We start from the raw sequence: 19,190 nt of genomic DNA on the forward strand, positions 1-19,190 counted from the left end.
CCGGGACGCGCCCGCCGGCGCTCAAGCGCCCGGGAAACCCTGCCGCGCCGCGGTGCCCGCGGTCTGGATGGAGGACTCGTGTCCGGCCATGCCGGCCTGGCGCGCCCGCGAATAAGCTTCGGGCAGCGCTGCAAGGAGGGCGTCGACGTCGGCCTCCGTGGAGGCGTGCCCCAGGCTGAACCGCTGGGCTCCGCGCGCCGTTTCCTCGTCCAGGCCCATGGCCAGCAGCACGTGGGAGGGGCGGGGCACCCCTGCCGTGCAGGCAGAACCCGTGGATGATTCGATGCCGGCAAGGTCGAGGAGGAACAGCAATGAGTCCCCTTCACAGCCCGGGAACGTGAAGTGCGCATTGCCCGGGAGCCGGCGGCCGCCGGGCGCTCCGCGGAGGACCGCCTCCGGAACACGTTCGCGGACGCCGTCGACCAGCCGGTCGCGCAGGGCTGCGATCCGGGCAGCCTCGGCGGCCAGCCCGGCTGCGACAGACTCCGCGGCGGCGGCGAAGGCAGCGATGGAGGCGGTGTCCAGCGTCCCGGAACGGACGTCGCGCTCCTGGCCGCCGCCATGCTGTACCGGGGTGAGTTTGACGGCCCGCCCCAGCAGGAGTGCGCCTACACCCACCGGTCCACCGATCTTGTGCCCGGAGATGGACATGGCATCCAGGCCGGAATCCTTGAAGTGCACCGGCACCGAGCCGAATGCCTGGACGGCGTCGGAGTGCACCGGAACGCCGGCGGCGTGCGCAAGTTCCACGATCTGCCGGATGGGCTGGATGGTGCCCACCTCGTTGTTTGCCCACATGACAGTCACCAGCGCCACGGTGCCGGGATCGCGGGACAACTCGGCTTCGAGAACCTCGAGGTCAACAACGCCGTCACCGTCAACCGGCAGCCACGCCACGTCGGCGCCTTCGTGGCGTTCCAGCCATTCCACGGTGTCCAGGACTGCGTGATGTTCGACGGCGGAGCAGAGGATGCGCCGCCGCCTTGGGTCTTCTGCCACCCGGGACCAGTACATGCCCTTCACGGCGAGGTTGTCCGCCTCGGTGCCTCCGGAAGTGAAGATGACCTCCGAGGGATGGGCGCCGGCCGCGGCCGCGATGGCCTCCCTGGCGTCCTCGACGGCACGGCGCGCCCTGCGGCCGGAGCCGTGCAGCGATGAGGGGTTGCCGGTCCGTGCCAGTTCACGCGTCAAGGCAGCGAGCGCGGCACCGGAAAGCGGCGTGGTGGCGGCGTGGTCGAGGTAGGCGGGCATCCTCCAATTCTATCGCGGCCGGTCCCGGTGGCCGCCGCGTGGAGCGGTCAGCTCCCGCCGGTAATCCGTGCGCAGCAGTGGCCTGCAACGGGGACAACCCGGTCCTCGGCGCCGCCGCAGCCAACCGCAGCCCCCCGCAGGAAGGCGCCGTTCATGTCGCACACCACTGCCGCATGGGACCGCGACAGCCGGTGGAACGGGCAGTTGGGCAGCAGGTATCCCCCATCCCCGTCGGGCTCCGGCTGATAGCCCGTTTCTGCCAGGAACTCTTCCATGCCCGCGGAACCTTCTGCCAGTTCCCGGCCTTTCCGGAAGGCGACGGCGCGCAATGACTCCCCCACCGCCAATCCTTCGGCCTCGGTGGCCTCGATCGCCTCGGCCATCAGCTCCCCGGCGAGGTCGTAGTTCCGGTCCGGTACGGACGCTCCCACTTCACTTCCAACCGGCCGGTACATCTTGGCGGGACGACCTGACCCCGGACCGGTCCTGCCGGCGGGTTTGTGGAATTCCACGGCCAGCAGGCCGTCCTGGACCAGCCTGTCCAGATGGAAGGAGACGGTGCTGCGCGCCATGCCGGCAGTTTCGGCCACCTCGTCGCGTCCCAGCGGGCGGGGTGAGGCTGCGACCAGTTCAAAAAGCTGCAGCCTCTTGGCGTCGGTCAGCGACGCAACGGCAGCAATCCTGTCTGCCCAGGGAAGTCGGTACATGACACCTCCAATTCCAAAGTCAAGATGTCTTGATTATAGACCGTCAACTTTCTAAAATTGGCATACCTACTTTTAGAAGGAGAGCACCATGAAATCAGCATCGGCAATGCGGGCCCAGCATGCGCCAGCCACCGTGCCGCCGGGGCGGCAGGCGTTCCTGCTGCTGCGTACCGTGTTCACCGTCGCACCGATCCTCTTCGGCCTGGACAAATTCACCAACATCCTCACGCACTGGACCGTGTACCTGGCACCCCAGGCCACGGCCATCGTGCCGCTGCCGGCCCAAACCTTCATGTACATCGTGGGGGTCGTGGAAATCATCGCCGGCGTGGCCGTGGCGGTGCGTCCTAAATACGGCTCGTTGATCGTGGCCGCGTGGCTGGCCGGAATCATCATCAACCTGCTCCTGCTGGGCAGCTTCTACGACGTCGCGCTGCGTGACTTCGGGCTGTTGGTTGGCGCCTTGGCCCTCAACCGGCTGTCAGTGGGGACCAGCCGGACCACTGCGTAACTCCGCAGGCGTTTGCCGGGCGCAGGACATTGCAGCCACACAGACCCGCCGGCGGCTGAGCCCTCCAGCCGCCGGCGGTTTTGCGCCTGTCAACGCAGGGACTTACGCGGCCGGCGGCACCAGCGGCAGGTACCGGGCCACGTCCTGGCGGGCCGCGCCAAGTGTTGCCGCATCCGGACAGGACACCGACACGTAGGCCGATGACCCGGCAGTACCGAAAACCCTTGCCAGTAACGCAATGGCACGCCCGCCGGGAGCTGCCTGCTCCAGCGCCAGCACCTCCACGTTCCGGCCGGGAGCCTCCGGGGTACCACCCCACTGCAGGGTTGCCGTCTTCAAGTACGAGGGCTGGATGGTTGCGTCCAGGTACTGGAACAGGGCAACAGTGGACTCCCGGTCGTCACCGCGGACCAGCGCCGCCTGGCCGGTGGTGGCCCGTGCGGAAACGATGCAGCCATCGGCCTTGGCATATTGGCTGGCACCGGCCACGTCTTCCTTCGCCAGCTTCCAGCCCGGCGCACCTTTGAGATCATCGGAGATTCCCACGGGCACTCCGGGAGCCAGGTCGCCGCCGGCAGCGAAGGGCATATCACGCGCTGCCACCGCCGCGGCATCATGGCCGGGGGTGATGGTGGGTGTGGCCAGCACCGGAGTGCCGGCGGGGGCTGCGGTGACGGAGGGATCCCGGACGTCAACGCTGCATCCGCTCAAAAGCACGGCCCCCAGGCAGCCGATCACCAGGGCCGCTCCCCCGTGCCATGCCCTGCCGGCCCGCTCCGCCGTCGTCGGCATCTCCATCTCCACTGCGTCACATCCCCTTCAACCGGTGTTCGCACCGCGCACGCACGAGTCTAGACTCCGGCCTTCCGGGAACCCACCAGCCCGGGATGTTCGTTGTCACCGCAGGCGCACCATCCACGATGGCTAGACTGGGCGGGCGCTCCGCTTTCCCGCCGGGACTGAGGAAGCCGCGCACCAAGAGAAGGAAGATTGCTTGACCGAGAGCAGCAGCTCCCATTACCAGGTCCTTCGGGTGGCCGTCACCGCCACCGAGAAAGAAATCAAGGTGGCCTACCGCCGCGCGGCCAGGATGGCCCATCCGGACCACGGGGGCGACGCCGCAACGTTCCGCCGCGTAACCGCTGCCTATGAGACGCTGATCGATCCGCAGCGCAGGAAGGCGTACGACCGCTCCTACGGCGCGGGCACCGTCCGGGACGCTTCGTCCGACGACGGCGCCCACTTTGATGCCCCCGCCGCTGGAAGCCGGGCGTCCGCCACAGTCCGCCGGCCGGGCAACGTCAGGAATACAGCGGGGGACCCGCCCGTCTACGTTCCCCCCTACGAGGGAAACGACGCTCCGCTCATCCCGCTGGCACAGGCGCGGCAGCAGGTTCACGGAATGCCTCGAAAACGGGGAATTTTCGGCGCCGAGGCCCGCATCCAGCGGGAGATGCGCACCGTGCAGCTGCTGACCCGGCAGGTGCTGCCGGCCATCCCCGCCGCCCGGCTGATCAACGGCCTGCAGTCGCCGGCTGACAACAGCCACATCGACCACGCTGTCCTTTCCGGCTACCGGTTGGCCCTGGTCAACTCGATGCTCCTGCCCAAGGGCGCCTATGCCTGGGACGGACGGACCCTCAACTACGGGGGCCGCGCGGTGGCACCCCCGCAGCTCGCCCGGGTGGTGTGGGCCATGCAGGACATCTTTCCTGAGCTCAACGTCACGGGATGGACCGTGGCGCACAGCCCCGACGGCAACCTCCACGAGCCGGTGATCGATCACCACCGCCGCCCCGCAGGAGACCTGGAAACCGTCCAGATCGTCAACGCAGCGGGCATGGTGCGGGGCCTGAAGGAATTCCTGGCGTCCGGCCCGGCTCCCAACACGGTGAACATCCCGGTCCTGGCCAGGCTCCTGCGCGGCATGCACTGACCGCGGGTAGCTAGGATGGGGAGGTGTTCCGCATCCTTTTCCATGAACCTGAAATCCCCGGCAATACCGGCAACGCCATCCGCCTTGCCGCGATCACCGGTGCCGAACTGCACCTTGTGGAACCCCTGGGCTTCGACTTCTCCGACGCGAAACTGCGCCGGGCAGGGCTCGACTACCATGACCTCGCCGTCGTCACCGTGCACAAGACCATCGAAGACGCCTGGGAGCACCTGCAGCCCGAACGCGTCTACGCGTTCACTTCGGACGGCACCACCAGCTATACGGACATCGCCTACCGCCCGGGAGATGTGCTGCTCTTCGGCCGTGAATCAGTGGGCCTGCCGCCGGAGATGAAATCCGATCCCCACGTGACCGCCACGGTGCGCCTGCCCATGTTGCCGGCCCTCCGTTCCCTGAACCTGGCCAACGCCGCCTCCATCGCGGTGTACGAGGCCTGGCGCCAGCAGGGCTTCGCCGGCGCCAGGATCTAGCCCCGCCGGGCACCGGTCCACGCCGGCACGGAAAAACTTGCCGGCCGCCCCATCCACCCTCCACGCGGCACCGAATGACTTTTGAAGACATTCGAGCGGACCAAGGAGCGGCAGGTGACCCTACTGGAGGCACGTTCCAGGCCGGACAACCGCAGTCGGCACGGCACTGCTGAGGATCCGTCGCCCGGAGACTTATGCTTGGACGTAATGGAAACTCCCAACGCGCCGAACTCCGAAGGCTCCGCCGCGGTGACCGACCCACCTGCAGACCTCAGCCAACGCCTCTCGGCCCTTTTGGCGGGGATTGCCCGCGGGGACCAGGCGGCTTTCGCCGAGTTCTACCAGCTCACGTCCCGCAGGGTCTTCGGCATGGCGCGCCGCGTCCTGATCGACCCTGAGCTCAGTGAAGACACCACCCAGGAAGTCTTCCTGCAGGTCTGGCAGAACGCTGCGAAGTTCGATCCGCAGGCAGGCAGCCCGTTGTCCTGGCTGATGACCATCTCGCACCGCCGCGCGGTGGACAAGGTCCGCTCGTCGCAGTCCTCCACGGACAGGGAAGCCAAGTACGGTGCCAGCACGCAGGAGATCGATCACGACAGCGTGTCCGATGAGGTGGGCAGCAGGCTGGAGGCCGAGGCGGTGGTCCGCTGCCTGGGGACGCTGACCGAAACCCAGCAGGAGTCCGTGCGCCTGGCTTACTACGGCGGCCTCACTTACCGGGAAGTCGCCGAACGGCTGAACGCAGCAGTGCCCACTATCAAGTCCCGCATCCGCGATGGACTGATCCGATTGAAGACCTGTTTGGGGGTGAGTTGAGATGAGTGGAATGGATGAAAGCCGCGACGGCCGGTCACGTGCCTTCGGGGACACTGTGGCCATGGACATTGCTGCCGGCCGCGCCGTCGACCTTGCTGAGCTCTACGCCCTGGATGCTGTCACGGAGCAGGAACGCGAAGCCATCGACCGTTACATCTCGACTGCCCCGGAAACGGAACGCCGGGCCTTCCTTGAGCGTGTCCGCCAGTCCCGGGAGGCCTTGGTCCGCACGTTCCGTGCAGAGGAGGAACCGCCGTCGGACCTGTTCCAGCGGATTGTCGCCCAGCTTCCCGCCCAGTTCCCCGGGCAGGACGGCCTGACCGGCGGGGGCGCACCGACACCGGCCGGCAGTACGGCACTGCCTCCCCGGCAGGGGCCACAGGACGAACTGGCAGAGGCCCGGAAGCGCCGGGAGCAACGCCGGGGCGGATCCGGCACGCGCCGGTGGCTGGTGGGGGTGGCAGCGGCAGCAGCCATCGCCCTGGGCGGCGTAGGCGTGGGCGCGTACATGGCTGACCAGAACGATCCCGTCAACCAGGTGGCCAGGGCCAACGACCTTCGTGAGGCCTCTGTGAACGTCGTGGGCGGCGGCAAGGCAACCCTCCTGATCTCCGCGTCAGAGGACGCAGCCGTGGTGAAGATGAGCGGTGTGCCCGCTCCCCCGGCCGGCAAGGTCTACCAGATGTGGCTGATACCCAAGGACGGCTCCGCCCCGGTGTCGCAGGGCCTGATGGACGAGCAGGCGCTGTCCAAGCCTGCCGTGGTCCAGGGCATCCACTCGGCGGCATCACTGGGCATCACTGTCGAGCCTGCAGGCGGATCCAAGGCACCAACGCTGCCGACGGTGGCGGCGGCCCCGCTGGGCGCGTAGCACCCGCAGTAACCGGAAACGCCTCAACCCAAAACGCCCCGTTCCTCCCACCGGAAGGAACGGGGCGTTTGGTTTAACTCAGAATCCCGCGATGGTGCCGGGCCCATTGATTGCCACCACATGGAACGCCTCCGCGCTGCGCCCCTCAGGGAAGCCGGCCCTGCCGGCGTTCAGGTGCATGCCCTGGCGGACGGTGGCCTCCATGGCCTCCACGTCCGGGTGCTGGCTCACATGGACGTGGATGGCGGCGAGCTTGGCTTCCACCTGGCCGGTGACGTCGACGAAGTGGTTTTCCCGTTCCCCGGGGCCGGCGTAGAGCCACAGCCACGGCAGCTTGTACGCTTCCAGGCCTGCTTCCGCCAGTTCCGGGTAGGCAAACGGGTTTTCGAGGGCCGGGTACACCGCCCGGGTCACCGCCTCCCCCACGGCCAGGTGGTCAGGATGGCTCTTTTGGATCCTTTCCCAGTTCCGTTCCGGGTGCATGGCAAGGACGACGTCGGGACGGATCTCGCGGATCAGCCGCACCACCCCTTTCATCACCTCGTGCGAGGCCTCGAGGTACCCGTCACGCTGGTGGAGGTAGTGGATGTCGGTGACGCCCACCAGTTCCGCCGCCCGGCGCTGCTCGGCGTCGCGCATCGCGATGATGTCGGCGCGGTGGGCGGGGTCGAAGCCGCCCGCGTCACCGTCGGTCATGATGCAGTAACTCACCTGCACGCCCGCTGCCGTCCACGCGGCGATGGTACCGGCAGCGCCGAAGTCGATGTCGTCAGGATGTGCCGCAAAACAGAGCACCCGCCCAACCCGGTGGATATCCGGGTTGAACGGGCTCTGTGCCTGCTCGTGGGAGGCAGTCAAAGAATCAGCCTTTTCGTTTCTTGATCTCGGCGGTGGCCTGCGGCAACACGTCGAACACGTCGCCGATGATCCCGAAGTCGGCGATCTCGAACACCGGCGACTCCGCGTCCTTGTTGACCGCAACAATGACCTTTGACGTCTGCATGCCGGCTTTCTGCTGGATGGCGCCGGAAATGCCTGCCGAAATGTAAAGCTGCGGGGAGACGGTCTTACCGGTCTGCCCAACCTGCGCGTCATGGCTGATCCATCCGGCATCCGTGGCGGCACGCGATGCACCTACGGCGGCGCCGAGGGCATCGGCCAGTTCCTCGACGGGGCCGAAGTTTCCGTCCATGCCGCGTCCACCGGCCACCACGATGCGGGCATCGGTGAGGTCGGGACGGCCGCTGGCCACCTTCTGCTCCCGCGCGGTGACCCTGGCCGCGGCGGCTACTGCCGGTACCTCCACGGTGGCGGTCTCCGGGCTGGTGGCGGCGGGAGCCGGTTCCGGAGTGACGTTGTTGGCTTTGAGGGTCAGCACGGACACAGGGGTGGTGGCCTTGCAGGCGGTGTTGTAGGAGCCGGCAAGGACGGACTTGTGCGCGGTACCGTCCGGATCCACGGCGACGACGTCGGTGATGACGCCGGCATTCAGGCGGATACCCAGCCGTGCCGCTATTTCCTTGCCTTCCGGCGAGTTGTCCAGGAGCACGATGCCGGCGCCGGTGCTTTCAGCCGCGGCGGCCAGGTAGGCCGCTTTGGGCGCCACCAGGAAGTCGTCCAGGTCATCCGTTGCCGGACGCAGGATGGTTCCCACGCCGTACTCGGCAAAGGTGGCGGCGGCGGCGTCGGACAGGTCTCCGTTGAGCGCCACGGTGCTCTCGCCGAGGGAACGCGCCAGGGTCAGCAGCTCGAGGCTGCTCTTCTTGAGCGAGGCGCCGGGGTTATCGATGAATACAAGTACTTTTGCCATGTCGGTGTCCCTCTTAGAGCAGCTTCTGGGCGGCCAGGAAGTCAACCAGCTTGATGCCGGCGTCGCCTTCGTCGGTGATGATGGTGCCTGCAGTCCTGGGCGGCCGCTCTTCCGCACTGGTCACGGTGGTCCAGGAACCGGCGAAGCCGACCTGGGCGGGGTCCACCCCGATATCGGCCAGGGACAGCGTGCTGATGCTCTTGCGCTTGGCGGCGATGATGCCCTTGAAATTGGGGTACCGCGGCTCGTTGATCTGGTCCGTCACGGACACAACGGCGGGCAGGGGCGCCTCCACCGTTTCGGAGGAGGTGTCGGCATCGCGGCGGGCCGTCAGCCGGCCGCCGTCGACCTCCAGCGTGGAAGCGAACGTCACCTGCGGCAGCCCAAGCCGCTCGGCCAGCTGCGCCGGAACAAGCGAGGTCTCGCCGTCGGTGGATGCCATGCCGGTGATGACCAGGTCCACGTCACCCAGGTGGCGGACCGCGGCTGCAAGCGCAAGCGAGGTGGCCGCGGCGTCGGAACCGGCCAGGGCGTCGTCCGTGAGGTGGACCCCCTCGGTGGCGCCCATCTGCAGCGATTTCTTGACCGCGTTGACGGCTCCTGCGGGCCCCATGCTCAGGGCGATGACCTGGTTGCCCGCCTTGCTTCCGCCGCGTGCCTCCACCAGTTGCAGTGCTGCCTCGAGCGCGTATTCGTCAAGCTCGGACAGGATGCTTTCGTCGCGGTCCGCGGTATTGCCCTCCCCGTTGAGGTGACGGTCGAACTGGGCGTCCGGTACATGTTTGACCAGGACTACGATCTTCAATGTCTCTTCCACTGTTTCTACAGCAGCCTTCCATGCTTGTGGACAGCCAGCCGGGTGGGACATGGCCGCGAAATGCCCGGCAGGCGGGTAAACCCTAGCTAACCATATCGGCGCGTCCCGGCGCCCTCTTCCGTTAACCCCTGTGTCAGGCTTTTTCCGGTACATGGCGACGGCGGCGCCCCCTCAGGTGGGGACGCCGCCGTCGTCATGTGCCTGGCGTTGATGCTGCCCTGCGTCAGCTGGCTGCAGCACCCAGCGTGACGTCGAACGTCTGCTCGCTGCCGCCGCGCTGGACGGTGATCTTCACCTTGGAGCCCGCAGGCTGTTCACGCACGGCCGCGGTCAGCTGGTTCGGTTCGCCGATGGTGAGGTCGTTGAACTTGGTGATGACGTCGCCAACCTTGATGCCGGCCTTGCCTGCCGCTGAATTGGGGTCAACGGTGGCCACGTCGGCTCCCACCGAGAATTCGGAGGATCCGCCCGCAGAGGCCTTGGCCTTGACGCTGACGCCGAGCTGCCCGTGGGATGCCTTGCCGCTGTCGATGATTTCCTGCGCCACCCGCTTGGCGTTGTTGATGGGGATGCTGAACCCAACGCCGATGTTGCCGCTTTGGGACGTTGAGGTGCCGGACCCGGCGGATGCGATGGCCACGTTCACGCCGATGATCTCGCCCTTGCTGTTCACCAGGGCGCCGCCGGAGTTACCGGGGTTGATGGCGGCATCGGTCTGGATCACGTTAATGGCGATGGAGCCCTCGCTGGAGCTTTGCTGGCTCTGGCCGCCGCCAGGAGGGGCGAACTGGAATCCCTGGTCACCGCCCTGGCTGTTGTCACCGCCCTTGGGCGCTGCGGACGATGCCACGCTGATGGTGCGGTTGAGGGTGGACACGATGCCGTCCGTGACCGTTCCGGTCAGGCCGAGCGGGGAACCGATGGCAATGGCGGTGTCGCCAACGTTGAGCTTGGAGGAATCACCGAGTGTGGCAGGGGTGAGTCCTGACGTGTCGTCAACCTTGATGACGGCGAGGTCGGACAGCGGGTCGGTGCCCACCAGCTTTGCCGGCAGGACCTTTCCGTCGCTGGTGCGGATTTCCAGGGTGGCATTGGCGGTCTGGCCATCGAGGGTCACCACGTGCGTGTTGGTCAGGATATGCCCCTGGTCGTCCAGGACGATGCCGGAACCGGTGCCCCCGGAGCTGCCGCTGGTGGCGCTGATGGTGACGACGCTCGGCGAGGCCTTCACGGCGGCAGCGGTGATGGCGTTGACATCGTCCTTGTTGTTGACGATGACAGTGCCGGGCTGGTTGCTGCTGCCGACGGTCGAGGTGCTGGACCCGGTGTTGCCAAACAATTCACCGGCACCAACCGTTGCCACTCCGCCGCCCACGAGCCCTGCTGCGAGGATGCTTGCCACGAGGGTGCCAACGCCGAAGCTTGCCTTCCGGCGCGGGGCATCCTTGGGGTTTGGCGCGAGACCGACACCTCCGTTGGGCGCTCCCTGGCCTCCGCCAGGCATAGCGTGGCCGTGCTGGTCCTGCTGCTGGCCATAATGTCCGGACTGGCCGTAGAAAGGCTGCCGCTGGGGGTAGACGGGGCGGGGTGCGCCCGGCAATTCCTGGGTTTCATGCGGCCCTGCGGGGCTGTGCTGCCGGTCCCTTGCGTTGTAGCCACGCTCCTCTCCGCCGGTGGCTCCGCCATTCCCATACTGAGCAGGTGCCGGGCGGTCTCCGGGCTGCTGCGGGCCCTGCTGCTGCCACGGGCTCCGGCTGTCCCCCTGGTTGTCCTCCGGGACCGGCCCTGGGGTTTGATTCTCAGTCATGGGACTTCCTTTCATGCTCGTCTGCCATTAACTATGACCCGTCCCGCTGGAACAAGCTCGGATGTTTGCTGAAAGCTTCCTGAATGCCGGGCCGATGGCTGTTGCGCCGCCGGAGCGTTTCGCTGGCGGCATATTCGGCCGCATGGACTGGCTGTGGGGTGCACCATAGAATCAAGATGAATTGCCACAGCGACCTGCGGCTTCACACCAAGCGTGGGGGCGCTGCTGGATTCGACGACTGATTCGTCCCGAATCGGTGTCAGGCGTGCTGAAGGGTTGCACATGCGGTCAAAGTTCAAACGTATCCTCGCCGTGATCGGCCTTGCCGGGCTGCTGGCGGTACCCGCCGGCGCCGCCTGGGCCGAAGACCCGGTAACCATTCCCTCCGGGACCAACATTGTTGATAACGCCAACGTGCTGGGCAGCCGGAAGGGTGAGGTCCAGGATGCGATCCAGAAGCTGCTGAAGGACCACAAGTACAACCTCTACGTGGTCACGGTAAAGTCCTTCGACAACCCATCCGACCCCACGGCCTGGAGCCAGGCTGTGGCCAAGACCAAGGGTATGGGCAAGGCGGACGTCATCCTTGCCATCGCCACCGACCAGGGCAAGTACTACTTCTCCCCCAATTCGGCCAGCGCCATCTACTCCAAGCGCTCCAACATCACCCAGAATGCGGTGGTGGCCAACCTCGCAGGTGGCAAGAAGGACTACGCGCAGGCAGCCATTGACACCGCCTCCGCCGTGGGCGACGCCGCCGGCGGCGGCAGCGGCAACGTCTCTTCCGGTAATGGCGCCGGAGCCGGCCTCCTGGTGGGTGCAGGCGTGGTGGTCGCCGGAGGCGGCGCCTACCTGTACTTCCGCAACCGCCGGAAGAAGGCCGCCGGCCAGGTGGCCTCCAGCGGAAGCTACGGCCCCCAGGGCGCCGAACTCGATCCGCTGGCATCCCTCAGCGTGGAGGAACTTCGGCGGAAGAGCGGTTCCCTGCTGATCGAAGCGGATGATGCCATCAAGTCCAGCGAGCAGGAGCTCGGCTTCGCCCAGGCGCAGTACGGTGATTCCGCGGTCGGAAACTTCACCAAAGCCTTGGCGGAAGCGAAGGCCCACATGACGGAGTCCTTCAAGCTGCAGCAGCAGCTCGATGACCACATCCCGGATACCGAAGAGCAGCAGCGGACCTGGCTGGGTGAGATCATCCGCCGCTCCGAGGCCGCGCTCGAGTCCCTCCAGGAGCAGAAGGCGGACTTCGACTCCCTGCGCGAGCTGGAGAAGAACGCCCCGCAGGCCCTGGCAGCCGTCAACGCCGGAGCCCGCGAGGCCGACGGCAAGATCTCCAGCGCCGAACAGTCCCTGCAGGAAATGCGGTCCAAATACGCGGACAGCGCGCTGGCACAGGTTTCGGACAACATCGTGCAGGCCAAGGAACGGCTCGCCTTTGTGCAGAATGCGTCCGAAACCGCCCAGCAGAAGCTCGGTTCGGGCGAAGGCAGCCTGGCTGCCGTGGCCGTCCGTGCGGCCGAGGAAAGCCTGCACCAGACCAACGTCCTCCTGGATGCCATTTCCAAGGTCGCCACCAACCTCGACGAGGCCCGCAACGGCCTGGAAGCCGCCGTCGTGGACACGTCCCAGGACCTTGCCCAGGCGAAGGCAATGATCCAGTCCGGCACCCACGCGGAGCTGGCCGGCCCCGTGGCCGCGGTGGAGGCTGCACTGGCACAGGTGAAGACCGAAATCCAGGGCGGCAGGATCGACCCCATCGCCACCCTGCAGCGGGTGGAAACCGCACACCAGTCCCTGGACCAGGCCCTGACCGGCATCCGCGACCAGCAGGAGCAGGCCCGCCGCGCGCAGGCATCCCTGCAGCAAACCATCATGTCGGCCCAGGCCCAGATCAGCGCCACCTCCGACTACATCACCGCCCGCCGCGGCGGCGTGGGCACCGAAGCACGCACCCGGCTGGCCGAGTCCCAGCGGAACCTCGACTACGCCCTGTCCATCGCCCGCACCGATCCCGTCACCGCCCTCACCTATGCGCAGCAGGCCCACGCTCTGGCCGCCCAGGCCGCGCAGCTGGCCCAGGCCGACGTGGACCACTTTGACGGCTACGCAAACCAAGGCTTCGGCCGCGGCGGCATGTTCGGCGGCGGAGGCGGCGGCGGCCTCGGCGGTGCCATCCTGGGCGGCATCCTGATCAACTCCATCCTCAACGGGGGCCACGGAGGCTGGGGCGGCGGTGGCGGCTGGGGTGACGGCGGCGGCGGTGGCGGCTGGGGTGGTGACTCCGGCGGCTTCGGCGGCGGCGGGGACTTTGGCGGCGGCGACTTCGGTGGCGGCGACTCCGGCAGTTTCTAGAGACTTCCGCCGGATACGCCGGAAGATCCCGGCGGGCGGACAGACGCAGTACACCACTGTGCACCGGTTCCAGTGGTCAACACAGAGCAGGACGAAAGGCAAACACCATGGTTAAGCAGTCCATTTTCGGCCGGATCGCGCAGCTGGCGAAGGCGAACATCAACTCCTTGCTGGACAACGCCGAAGATCCGCAGAAGATGCTGGACCAGATGGTCCGCGACTACACCAACAACATCGCCGAAGCCGAGTCCGCCGTGGCGCAGACCATCGGCAACCTCCGGATGCTGGAAGACGACTACAACGAGGACATCAACAACGCCCGCGACTGGGGCAACAAGGCACTTGCCGCCTCCCGCAAGGCTGACGAGTTCCGCGCGTCCGGCGACGTAGCCGACGCCGAGAAGTTCGACAACCTGGCAAAGGTGGCCCTGCAGCGCCAGATGGCGGCCGAAAGCGAAGCCAAGGGCGCAGAGCCGAGCATCGCCTCCCAGCGCGAGGTAGTGGACAAGCTGAAGACCGGCCTGGACCAGATGAAGAACAAGCTCAACCAGCTGACCAGCAAGCGCAACGAGCTTGTTGCCCGGTCCAAGACGGCAGCGGCACAGTCACAGGTCCACGACGCCATCAAGAGCATCGACATCATGGACCCCACCAGCGAGGTGGGCCGCTTCGAGGAAAAGATCCGGCGCGAAGAGGCCAAGGTCCGCGGGCAGCAGGAGCTTGCAGCCTCCAGCCTGGACGCCCAGTTCAACCAGCTGGAGGACCTGGGCGAGCAGACGGAGATCGAAGCCCGGCTGGCGGCCCTCAAGGCCGGAAACTCCAAGCCTGCCCTGGGCGCCGCAAGCCCCGCATCGTCCGAATCGACCGTCGACGAGGCCGACTTCGACAAGCTCTAAAGTTCGGGGCACCGCCTCCAGCTGACGACGCAATGGCCGGGACCGTGGTCCCGGCCATTGCTCCGTCCGCTGTGTGTAGCGTGGTGCCATGACTTCTTCTGATGGAACGTCCCTGGTTTGGCTGCGCGATGACCTGAGGTTGGACGACAACCCTGCCCTCGCAGAGGCCGCCGGCCGGGATGCGCCGCTGACAGTGGTTTACATCCTGGACGAGGAGTCCGACGGCGTGCGTCCCCTCGGTGGGGCAGCGCGCTGGTGGCTGCACCACTCCCTGGCCGCACTGTCCGCCGACCTCGAAAGCAAGGGATCCCGCCTGGTACTCCGGCGTGGTCCCGCCGGCGACATCATCAGGGACCTTGCCATCCGGACGAAGGCAAGCCACCTTTTCTGGAACCGCCGTTACGGGCAACCCGAACGGACAATCGACGCCGGGCTCAAGGACTGGGCGGCCGGGAACGGGATCGAGGCCGCCAGCTACCAGGCGAACCTCCTCTTCGAGCCCTGGACAGTGAAGACCGGGGCGGGCGGACCCTACAAGGTGTATTCGCCCTTCTGGCGGGCGTGCCTGGCATCCCAGGACATCCGTGACCCCTACGAGGCGCCGGATGCGCTGCCCGGTCCCGCGCCTGCCGGGAAGGGCCTGCCCGGCAGTGACACGCTCAGCAGCTGGCAGCTCCTGCCCTCCAAACCCGACTGGAGCGCCGGGCTGGCCGCCACGTGGGTGCCCGGCGAAAAAGGGGCCCAGGAGCGGCTTGAGGACTTCCTTGACGGTCCCATCGAGGAATACGGCACAGGCCGGAACCTGCCTGGAACCGAGGGCACCAGCCGGCTCTCACCACATTTGCGCTTCGGTGAGGTGAGCCCGTTCCGCGTGTGGCGCGAGATTCGCCGCCGGCATCCCCGCAAGGTTCCTTCCGACGTCGGCACCTACCGGGCCGAACTGGGCTGGCGGGAATTCAACTGGCACCTGCTGTACCACAACCCCGACCTGGCGACCCGGAACTTCCGGCCCGCCTTCGACAACTTCCAGTGGGCCTCCCCCAGCCGGCAGGAGCTCGCCGCGTGGCAGCAGGGAAACACCGGCTACCCGCTGGTGGACGCCGGAATGCGGCAGCTGTGGCAGACAGGCTGGATGCACAACCGGGTGCGCATGGCCGCCGCGTCATTCCTGGTCAAGAACCTCCTGACCGACTGGAGGGTCGGGGAGGAATGGTTCTGGGACACCCTGGTGGATGCCGATGCCGCGAACAACCCCGCCAACTGGCAGTGGGTGGCCGGCTCGGGGGCGGATGCCTCGCCCTACTACCGGATCTTCAACCCGGTGACCCAAAGTAAGAAGTTCGACGCCGACGGCCGCTACCTGAGGGCGTTCATCCCCGAACTCGGGGAGCTCAAAGGCAAGCAGATCCACGAACCGTGGGCGGCGGACACCGATGGATACCCCCAGCCGCTCGTGGACCTGCCCGAGTCGCGGGAACGGGCCCTGGACGCCTACCAGAAGCTCAAGGACGCCTGACGCCGCCCTGGTGGCGCCGCTCCGTCAGCGGCTGACCTTGCCCATCAGGGACGCGATGGGCCTCAGGAAGACCGGCCGGGCCAGGAACCAGGCCGCCACCATGACCGCCACGGAGGCGAGGAATACCCAGAAGCCAAACCAGCCGTCGTCGTCGCGGACCCCGTACATGTGGTTCAGGTTCCGCAGTGCGCCCGTGGCGAGCACCAGGAAGACGTGGACCACGATGAAGGCAACAAAATAGATCATTACCGGGAAGTGGACGGCACGGGCCCATTCAATGGGGAACGCCTTGTTGAGGCCGGCTGCCTTCTTCGGCCAGGCTCCGGACATCCGCAGGCCCGTGATGAACGACAGCGGCGCTGCGATGAAGACGGTCACGAAGTATGCCAGCAGCTGCAGGGCGTTGTAGTTGATCCAGCCGTCCTCGGTGGGCCAGTCCAGCGACGCGTACTGCAGCGCGGCTGACAGCGCGTTGGGGAAGACGTCCCAGCTGGTGGGGACGATGCGCATCCACTGCCCGGTGGCCAATAACAGGACCGCGAAGATGAGCCCGTTGAGGATCCAGAGGGCATCCAGGGTCAGGTGGAACCACAGTTCGAGGCTGATCTTGGTGGGCGCGTTCCTGGTGCGGATCAAGCCCTTGTTGTTCCTGGTCCAGTACCCGCTGGGGCGGGTGGTGGTCCGGACCTGCCACCCCGTGCGGATGATCAGGAGCAGGAAGAACGCATTGAGGAAGTGCTGCCAGGCCAGCCAGGCGGGGAATCCCACGGGCGCGTTGTCCGGAAGTTCGGACCGGCCCGGGTAGTCGGCGACAAAGGACGCCACGGCCGGCAGCCCGGTGAGCAGCCTGGCCACCAGCACAACCAGGACCAGTGCCACGAGGACGGCGGGAACCATCCAGTAAAGCCGGGACCGCTTACCCGTCGCGGAGCCGGGCTTCTTCGTGGGTGTGGCCATCGAACAACATACCTCTCAGGAATGACGGGGGCTGCCCGCAGATCGCGGGACCCTTCGAAAGAGAATACTAGGAACTGGGCGCATCCAAGGAAAAGAAAGGCCCCGACCGGCGTAACTGAACTGCTCCCCGAAAGTTGGACTGAAAATTCAGTTTCGACTTCCGGGGAGCAGTTTTGCGTTCAAGTAGTTCTTTGTCGGCCGATCAGCGCGCGACGGCTGTAGCGTGGTTTGAGAAAGGCCTTGCATATACGGCGACAGCCACCATGCTGGGTGTGTCTCGTGAGTCTAGTGGGCCTGTTAAGAGGCTGTATCGGCGGTGGAGGATCCATGGTCAAGGTGCACTGGTGACCAAGCCGGCTCAGTCATACACGTTCGAATTCAAGCTCGCCCTGGTGCAACGGTTCCTCGCGGGCGAGACCGCGCCGGACCTGGCGGAAGAGGCCGGCTTATCCTCGGCCGTGCTTCTCAAGTCGTGGGTGCGTGCATACCGTCGTGAAGGCGTGGACGCCTTACGCCCAAAGCCCAAGGGCAGACCTCGCAAGCCCGACTCCCCGCCGCCTGCCGAAGCATCCGAGCTAGAACGGCTACGGCGGGAGAACGAACGCCTGCGGGCCCAAGTCGCATATCTGGGAAAATTGCGAGCCTTGAGGGCTCAAAAACAAAGGTGAAGGTCCAAGCCCTCATCGCCCTCAAGGCCGACTTCCCGCTGCCGCTTCTTCTTCAGGTCTCAGGCCTTGCACGGTCCACATTTTTCTATCACCAGGCGCGCCTTCAAGCCCCTGACCCACAAGAGGAGCTCAAGACCTCCATCAGGGACATCTTCAAGAAGAACCATGGCCGATACGGGCACCGGCGTGTGCACAGTGAACTGCTCAATCTCGGCTGGGCAGTTGCAAAAAAGACCGTGCTGAAGTTGATGCGGACACTCGGCCTGCTATGCAAAGTCCGACGCAGAAAGCGCTACAACTCCTACCAAGGCGAGGCAGGCATCATCGCACCGAATCTCCTGAACAGGAAGTTTGCCGCCGCTGCCCCAAACCAGAAATGGGTAACGGACGTGACCGAATTCAGTGTCGGTGACCGCAAGCTCTACCTCTCACCGGTCATGGACCTCTTCGACCGGCAAATCATCTCCCACAGCATCAGCACATCCCCGAACTTGGATCTGACTAACAACTCTTTGCGTGCCGCGTTGAAATGCTTGGAGCCTGGGCAGCAGCCACTCGTGCATTCCGACCAGGGATTCCAGTACCAGCACATCTCGTGGCGCACCCTTTTGGCGAACGCCGGCGCTGTCCAATCAATGTCCCGCAAAGCCAACTGCTACGACAACGCCGTGATGGAAAACTTCTTCGGACACCTCAAGGAAGAACTCTTCCACCGTGTCCGCTTCCTCAACACTGAAGCCCTAACGGCAGCACTGCACGAATACATCCACTGGTACAACACCGAACGAATATCCACCAAGCTCAAAGGCTTGAGCCCGGTACAGTACCGCGCCCAGATGCTTGCGGCTTAGCTCCCTTTTCCCAACGGTTAGTCGGACGGCTCCTTGTTCCAGGATCCGGGCTACTGAGGGTCCTCCGGCCGCTCGGGTGGCGTTCGGCGCGTTTCTTTTCGCCTCGAAAGCCATTCCTGACGGTATTGATCCGTCTTTGCTGCCTGACGTCCGCCCCACCCAGCTCCAAAGTACCCGCCGAGAAAAATGCAGATCATCAGAAGTGCCGCGCCTGCAGACTCAGGACCGAAAAGCCATGTAGAGCCGAACGTCACCACAGCAATGATCAGCAAATAGATGAGTATCTTCAGAAGCACTCTCATCGACGCTGCCCTCAATTCCCTTGCGATACCCGGGAGTCTACGACCGCGAGCCCGCCTCGAGTAGCCCCCTTGCGACGCTGCGAAGCTGCTGCTCACTAGCCGGAGATAGAACCTTCTGCAACCACGGAAGTCCCCGTCCAAACGGGACGGGGACTTCCGTGAAGAGTCGGCGCTAACCACTAGAGTGGAGCTCGCACATTTACGAGTCCAACTTTCGGGGACCACTTCAAACTGCCGGTCGGGGCCTTCATAAGTTGCGGGGACAGGATTTGAACCTGTGACCTCTGGGTTATGAGCCCAGCGAGCTACCGAACTGCTCCACCCCGCGTCGCTTGATCAACACTACCCTACTTTCGCGGCCGCCCTGACCACTTCTCCGCGAACCGGCCGTCACCGGGTGAACCCACCGTGAAACCACAGCACCCGGGAAAGCCAAACGTCCCGGACAAAGCAAAAGACCCGGACATTGTTTCCAATGTCCGGGTCTTTCCTCAGTTGCGGGGACAGGATTTGAACCTGTGACCTCTGGGTTATGAGCCCAGCGAGCTACCGAACTGCTCCACCCCGCGTCGCAAGAACTACTTTACCGGGAGGTGAACCGCAGGCCAAATCGTGGCGGCGTGACGTCCGT

Annotated in this window: 18 protein-coding genes and 2 tRNA genes; 10 read left to right on the top strand and 10 right to left on the bottom strand. The window is 65.8% G+C overall.

Annotated elements, in window-relative coordinates:
- Positions 1 to 21 precede the first annotated feature (21 nt).
- Positions 22 to 1,251: a cysteine desulfurase family protein gene (locus AB0280_RS07980; RefSeq protein WP_366366784.1), complete on the bottom strand. Its 1,230-nt coding sequence runs from the start codon at positions 1,249 to 1,251 to the stop codon at positions 22 to 24.
- A gap of 47 nt (positions 1,252 to 1,298) precedes the next feature.
- Positions 1,299 to 1,958, bottom strand: a complete 660-nt coding sequence (locus AB0280_RS07985) for a helix-turn-helix transcriptional regulator (RefSeq protein ID WP_366366785.1) — start codon at positions 1,956 to 1,958, stop codon at positions 1,299 to 1,301.
- Positions 1,959 to 2,046: 88 nt separating this feature from the next.
- Between AB0280_RS07985 and AB0280_RS07990 the strand changes: the two genes are divergently transcribed.
- Positions 2,047 to 2,469 carry a hypothetical protein gene (locus tag AB0280_RS07990; protein ID WP_366366787.1) on the top strand — a complete coding sequence of 141 codons (423 nt, stop codon included), beginning with the start codon at positions 2,047 to 2,049 and terminating at the stop codon, positions 2,467 to 2,469.
- Between the two features lie 102 nt (positions 2,470 to 2,571).
- Here the strand turns inward: AB0280_RS07990 and AB0280_RS07995 are convergent, their stop codons facing one another.
- The gene (locus AB0280_RS07995; protein WP_366367090.1) at positions 2,572 to 3,267 is read right to left on the bottom strand and encodes a hypothetical protein; all 696 of its coding nucleotides are present in this window, start codon (positions 3,265 to 3,267) and stop codon (positions 2,572 to 2,574) included.
- Positions 3,268 to 3,463: 196 nt separating this feature from the next.
- Between AB0280_RS07995 and AB0280_RS08000 the strand changes: the two genes are divergently transcribed.
- The 4 genes from AB0280_RS08000 to AB0280_RS08015 all read left to right on the top strand — a co-directional run bounded on the left by AB0280_RS08000 (position 3,464) and on the right by AB0280_RS08015 (position 6,583).
- Positions 3,464 to 4,405, top strand: a complete 942-nt coding sequence (locus AB0280_RS08000; protein ID WP_366366789.1) for a J domain-containing protein — start codon at positions 3,464 to 3,466, stop codon at positions 4,403 to 4,405.
- A 23-nt stretch (positions 4,406 to 4,428) separates the two neighbouring features.
- On the top strand, positions 4,429 to 4,896 hold the full coding sequence (locus AB0280_RS08005; protein WP_159631539.1) for a tRNA (cytidine(34)-2'-O)-methyltransferase: 468 nt from the start codon (positions 4,429 to 4,431) through the stop codon (positions 4,894 to 4,896).
- Positions 4,897 to 5,103: 207 nt separating this feature from the next.
- Complete coding sequence (locus AB0280_RS08010) at positions 5,104 to 5,712, top strand: sigma-70 family RNA polymerase sigma factor (RefSeq protein WP_159631538.1); 609 nt, start codon at positions 5,104 to 5,106, stop codon at positions 5,710 to 5,712.
- A 10-nt stretch (positions 5,713 to 5,722) separates the two neighbouring features.
- Entirely contained in the window at positions 5,723 to 6,583 is an 861-nt protein-coding gene (locus tag AB0280_RS08015) for an anti-sigma factor (RefSeq protein ID WP_366366792.1), read from the top strand.
- 78 nt (positions 6,584 to 6,661) lie between these two features.
- Here AB0280_RS08015 and AB0280_RS08020 read toward each other — a convergent pair whose 3' ends face one another.
- From AB0280_RS08020 to AB0280_RS08035, 4 genes are all read right to left on the bottom strand, one after another.
- Positions 6,662 to 7,441, bottom strand: coding sequence for a PIG-L deacetylase family protein (locus tag AB0280_RS08020; protein ID WP_159631536.1), 780 nt, complete (start codon positions 7,439 to 7,441; stop codon positions 6,662 to 6,664).
- A 4-nt stretch (positions 7,442 to 7,445) separates the two neighbouring features.
- Complete coding sequence (locus AB0280_RS08025; RefSeq protein ID WP_366366794.1) at positions 7,446 to 8,393, bottom strand: electron transfer flavoprotein subunit alpha/FixB family protein; 948 nt, start codon at positions 8,391 to 8,393, stop codon at positions 7,446 to 7,448.
- 13 nt (positions 8,394 to 8,406) lie between these two features.
- On the bottom strand, positions 8,407 to 9,198 hold the full coding sequence (locus AB0280_RS08030; RefSeq protein ID WP_159631534.1) for an electron transfer flavoprotein subunit beta/FixA family protein: 792 nt from the start codon (positions 9,196 to 9,198) through the stop codon (positions 8,407 to 8,409).
- Between the two features lie 235 nt (positions 9,199 to 9,433).
- Positions 9,434 to 11,017 (bottom strand): S1C family serine protease, encoded by a 1,584-nt coding sequence (locus AB0280_RS08035; protein ID WP_366366795.1) that lies wholly within the window; start codon positions 11,015 to 11,017, stop codon positions 9,434 to 9,436.
- Positions 11,018 to 11,299: 282 nt separating this feature from the next.
- On the opposite strand from AB0280_RS08035, the gene AB0280_RS08040 reads away from it, so the two are divergent.
- The 3 genes from AB0280_RS08040 to AB0280_RS08050 all read left to right on the top strand — a co-directional run bounded on the left by AB0280_RS08040 (position 11,300) and on the right by AB0280_RS08050 (position 15,781).
- Positions 11,300 to 13,369 (top strand): TPM domain-containing protein, encoded by a 2,070-nt coding sequence (locus AB0280_RS08040; RefSeq protein WP_307488412.1) that lies wholly within the window; start codon positions 11,300 to 11,302, stop codon positions 13,367 to 13,369.
- 107 nt (positions 13,370 to 13,476) lie between these two features.
- The gene (locus tag AB0280_RS08045; protein ID WP_366366797.1) at positions 13,477 to 14,265 is read left to right on the top strand and encodes a PspA/IM30 family protein; all 789 of its coding nucleotides are present in this window, start codon (positions 13,477 to 13,479) and stop codon (positions 14,263 to 14,265) included.
- A gap of 88 nt (positions 14,266 to 14,353) precedes the next feature.
- On the top strand, positions 14,354 to 15,781 hold the full coding sequence (locus AB0280_RS08050; protein ID WP_366366798.1) for a cryptochrome/photolyase family protein: 1,428 nt from the start codon (positions 14,354 to 14,356) through the stop codon (positions 15,779 to 15,781).
- A gap of 24 nt (positions 15,782 to 15,805) precedes the next feature.
- On the opposite strand, the gene AB0280_RS08055 is transcribed toward AB0280_RS08050, so the two are convergent.
- Positions 15,806 to 16,738 (bottom strand): cytochrome b/b6 domain-containing protein, encoded by a 933-nt coding sequence (locus AB0280_RS08055; protein WP_366366799.1) that lies wholly within the window; start codon positions 16,736 to 16,738, stop codon positions 15,806 to 15,808.
- Positions 16,739 to 17,001: 263 nt separating this feature from the next.
- Here AB0280_RS08055 and AB0280_RS21530 point away from each other — a divergent pair, with 263 nt between their 5' ends.
- Both AB0280_RS21530 and AB0280_RS08060 read left to right on the top strand, forming a co-directional pair.
- Positions 17,002 to 17,406 (top strand): helix-turn-helix domain-containing protein, encoded by a 405-nt coding sequence (locus tag AB0280_RS21530; protein WP_425328596.1) that lies wholly within the window; start codon positions 17,002 to 17,004, stop codon positions 17,404 to 17,406.
- A complete protein-coding gene (locus AB0280_RS08060; RefSeq protein WP_425328590.1) occupies positions 17,403 to 18,257 on the top strand; it encodes an IS3 family transposase in 855 nt (284 codons plus the stop codon). Before AB0280_RS21530 ends, AB0280_RS08060 begins: the two co-directional genes overlap by 4 nt.
- A gap of 556 nt (positions 18,258 to 18,813) precedes the next feature.
- Here the strand turns inward: AB0280_RS08060 and AB0280_RS08065 are convergent.
- Positions 18,814 to 18,887: transfer RNA gene (locus AB0280_RS08065), tRNA-Met, on the bottom strand.
- A gap of 167 nt (positions 18,888 to 19,054) precedes the next feature.
- Positions 19,055 to 19,128 (bottom strand) — tRNA-Met (locus tag AB0280_RS08070).
- Positions 19,129 to 19,190 lie beyond the last annotated feature (62 nt).

Origin of the sequence: Pseudarthrobacter sp. 902506025, from assembly GCF_040702325.1 — a bacterium.
In the GTDB taxonomy this organism is placed as follows: Bacteria; Actinomycetota; Actinomycetes; order Actinomycetales; family Micrococcaceae; genus Arthrobacter.

Bases quoted from the DNA above. Each gene is read 5' to 3' on its own strand.
- AB0280_RS08040 (WP_307488412.1), top strand. From the start codon at position 11,300: ATGCGGTCAAAGTTCAAACGTATCCTCGCCGTGATCGGCCTTGCCGGG.
- AB0280_RS08050 (WP_366366798.1), top strand. From the start codon at position 14,354: ATGACTTCTTCTGATGGAACGTCCCTGGTTTGGCTGCGCGATGACCTG.
- AB0280_RS07980 (WP_366366784.1), bottom strand. From the start codon at position 1,251: ATGCCCGCCTACCTCGACCACGCCGCCACCACGCCGCTTTCCGGTGCC.
- AB0280_RS21530 (WP_425328596.1), top strand. From the start codon at position 17,002: ATGCTGGGTGTGTCTCGTGAGTCTAGTGGGCCTGTTAAGAGGCTGTAT.
- AB0280_RS08025 (WP_366366794.1), bottom strand. From the start codon at position 8,393: ATGGCAAAAGTACTTGTATTCATCGATAACCCCGGCGCCTCGCTCAAG.
- AB0280_RS07985 (WP_366366785.1), bottom strand. From the start codon at position 1,958: ATGTACCGACTTCCCTGGGCAGACAGGATTGCTGCCGTTGCGTCGCTG.
- AB0280_RS07990 (WP_366366787.1), top strand. From the start codon at position 2,047: ATGAAATCAGCATCGGCAATGCGGGCCCAGCATGCGCCAGCCACCGTG.
- AB0280_RS07995 (WP_366367090.1), bottom strand. From the start codon at position 3,267: ATGGAGATGCCGACGACGGCGGAGCGGGCCGGCAGGGCATGGCACGGG.
- AB0280_RS08015 (WP_366366792.1), top strand. From the start codon at position 5,723: ATGGATGAAAGCCGCGACGGCCGGTCACGTGCCTTCGGGGACACTGTG.
- AB0280_RS08035 (WP_366366795.1), bottom strand. From the start codon at position 11,017: ATGACTGAGAATCAAACCCCAGGGCCGGTCCCGGAGGACAACCAGGGG.
- AB0280_RS08045 (WP_366366797.1), top strand. From the start codon at position 13,477: ATGGTTAAGCAGTCCATTTTCGGCCGGATCGCGCAGCTGGCGAAGGCG.
- AB0280_RS08055 (WP_366366799.1), bottom strand. From the start codon at position 16,738: ATGGCCACACCCACGAAGAAGCCCGGCTCCGCGACGGGTAAGCGGTCC.
- AB0280_RS08010 (WP_159631538.1), top strand. From the start codon at position 5,104: ATGGAAACTCCCAACGCGCCGAACTCCGAAGGCTCCGCCGCGGTGACC.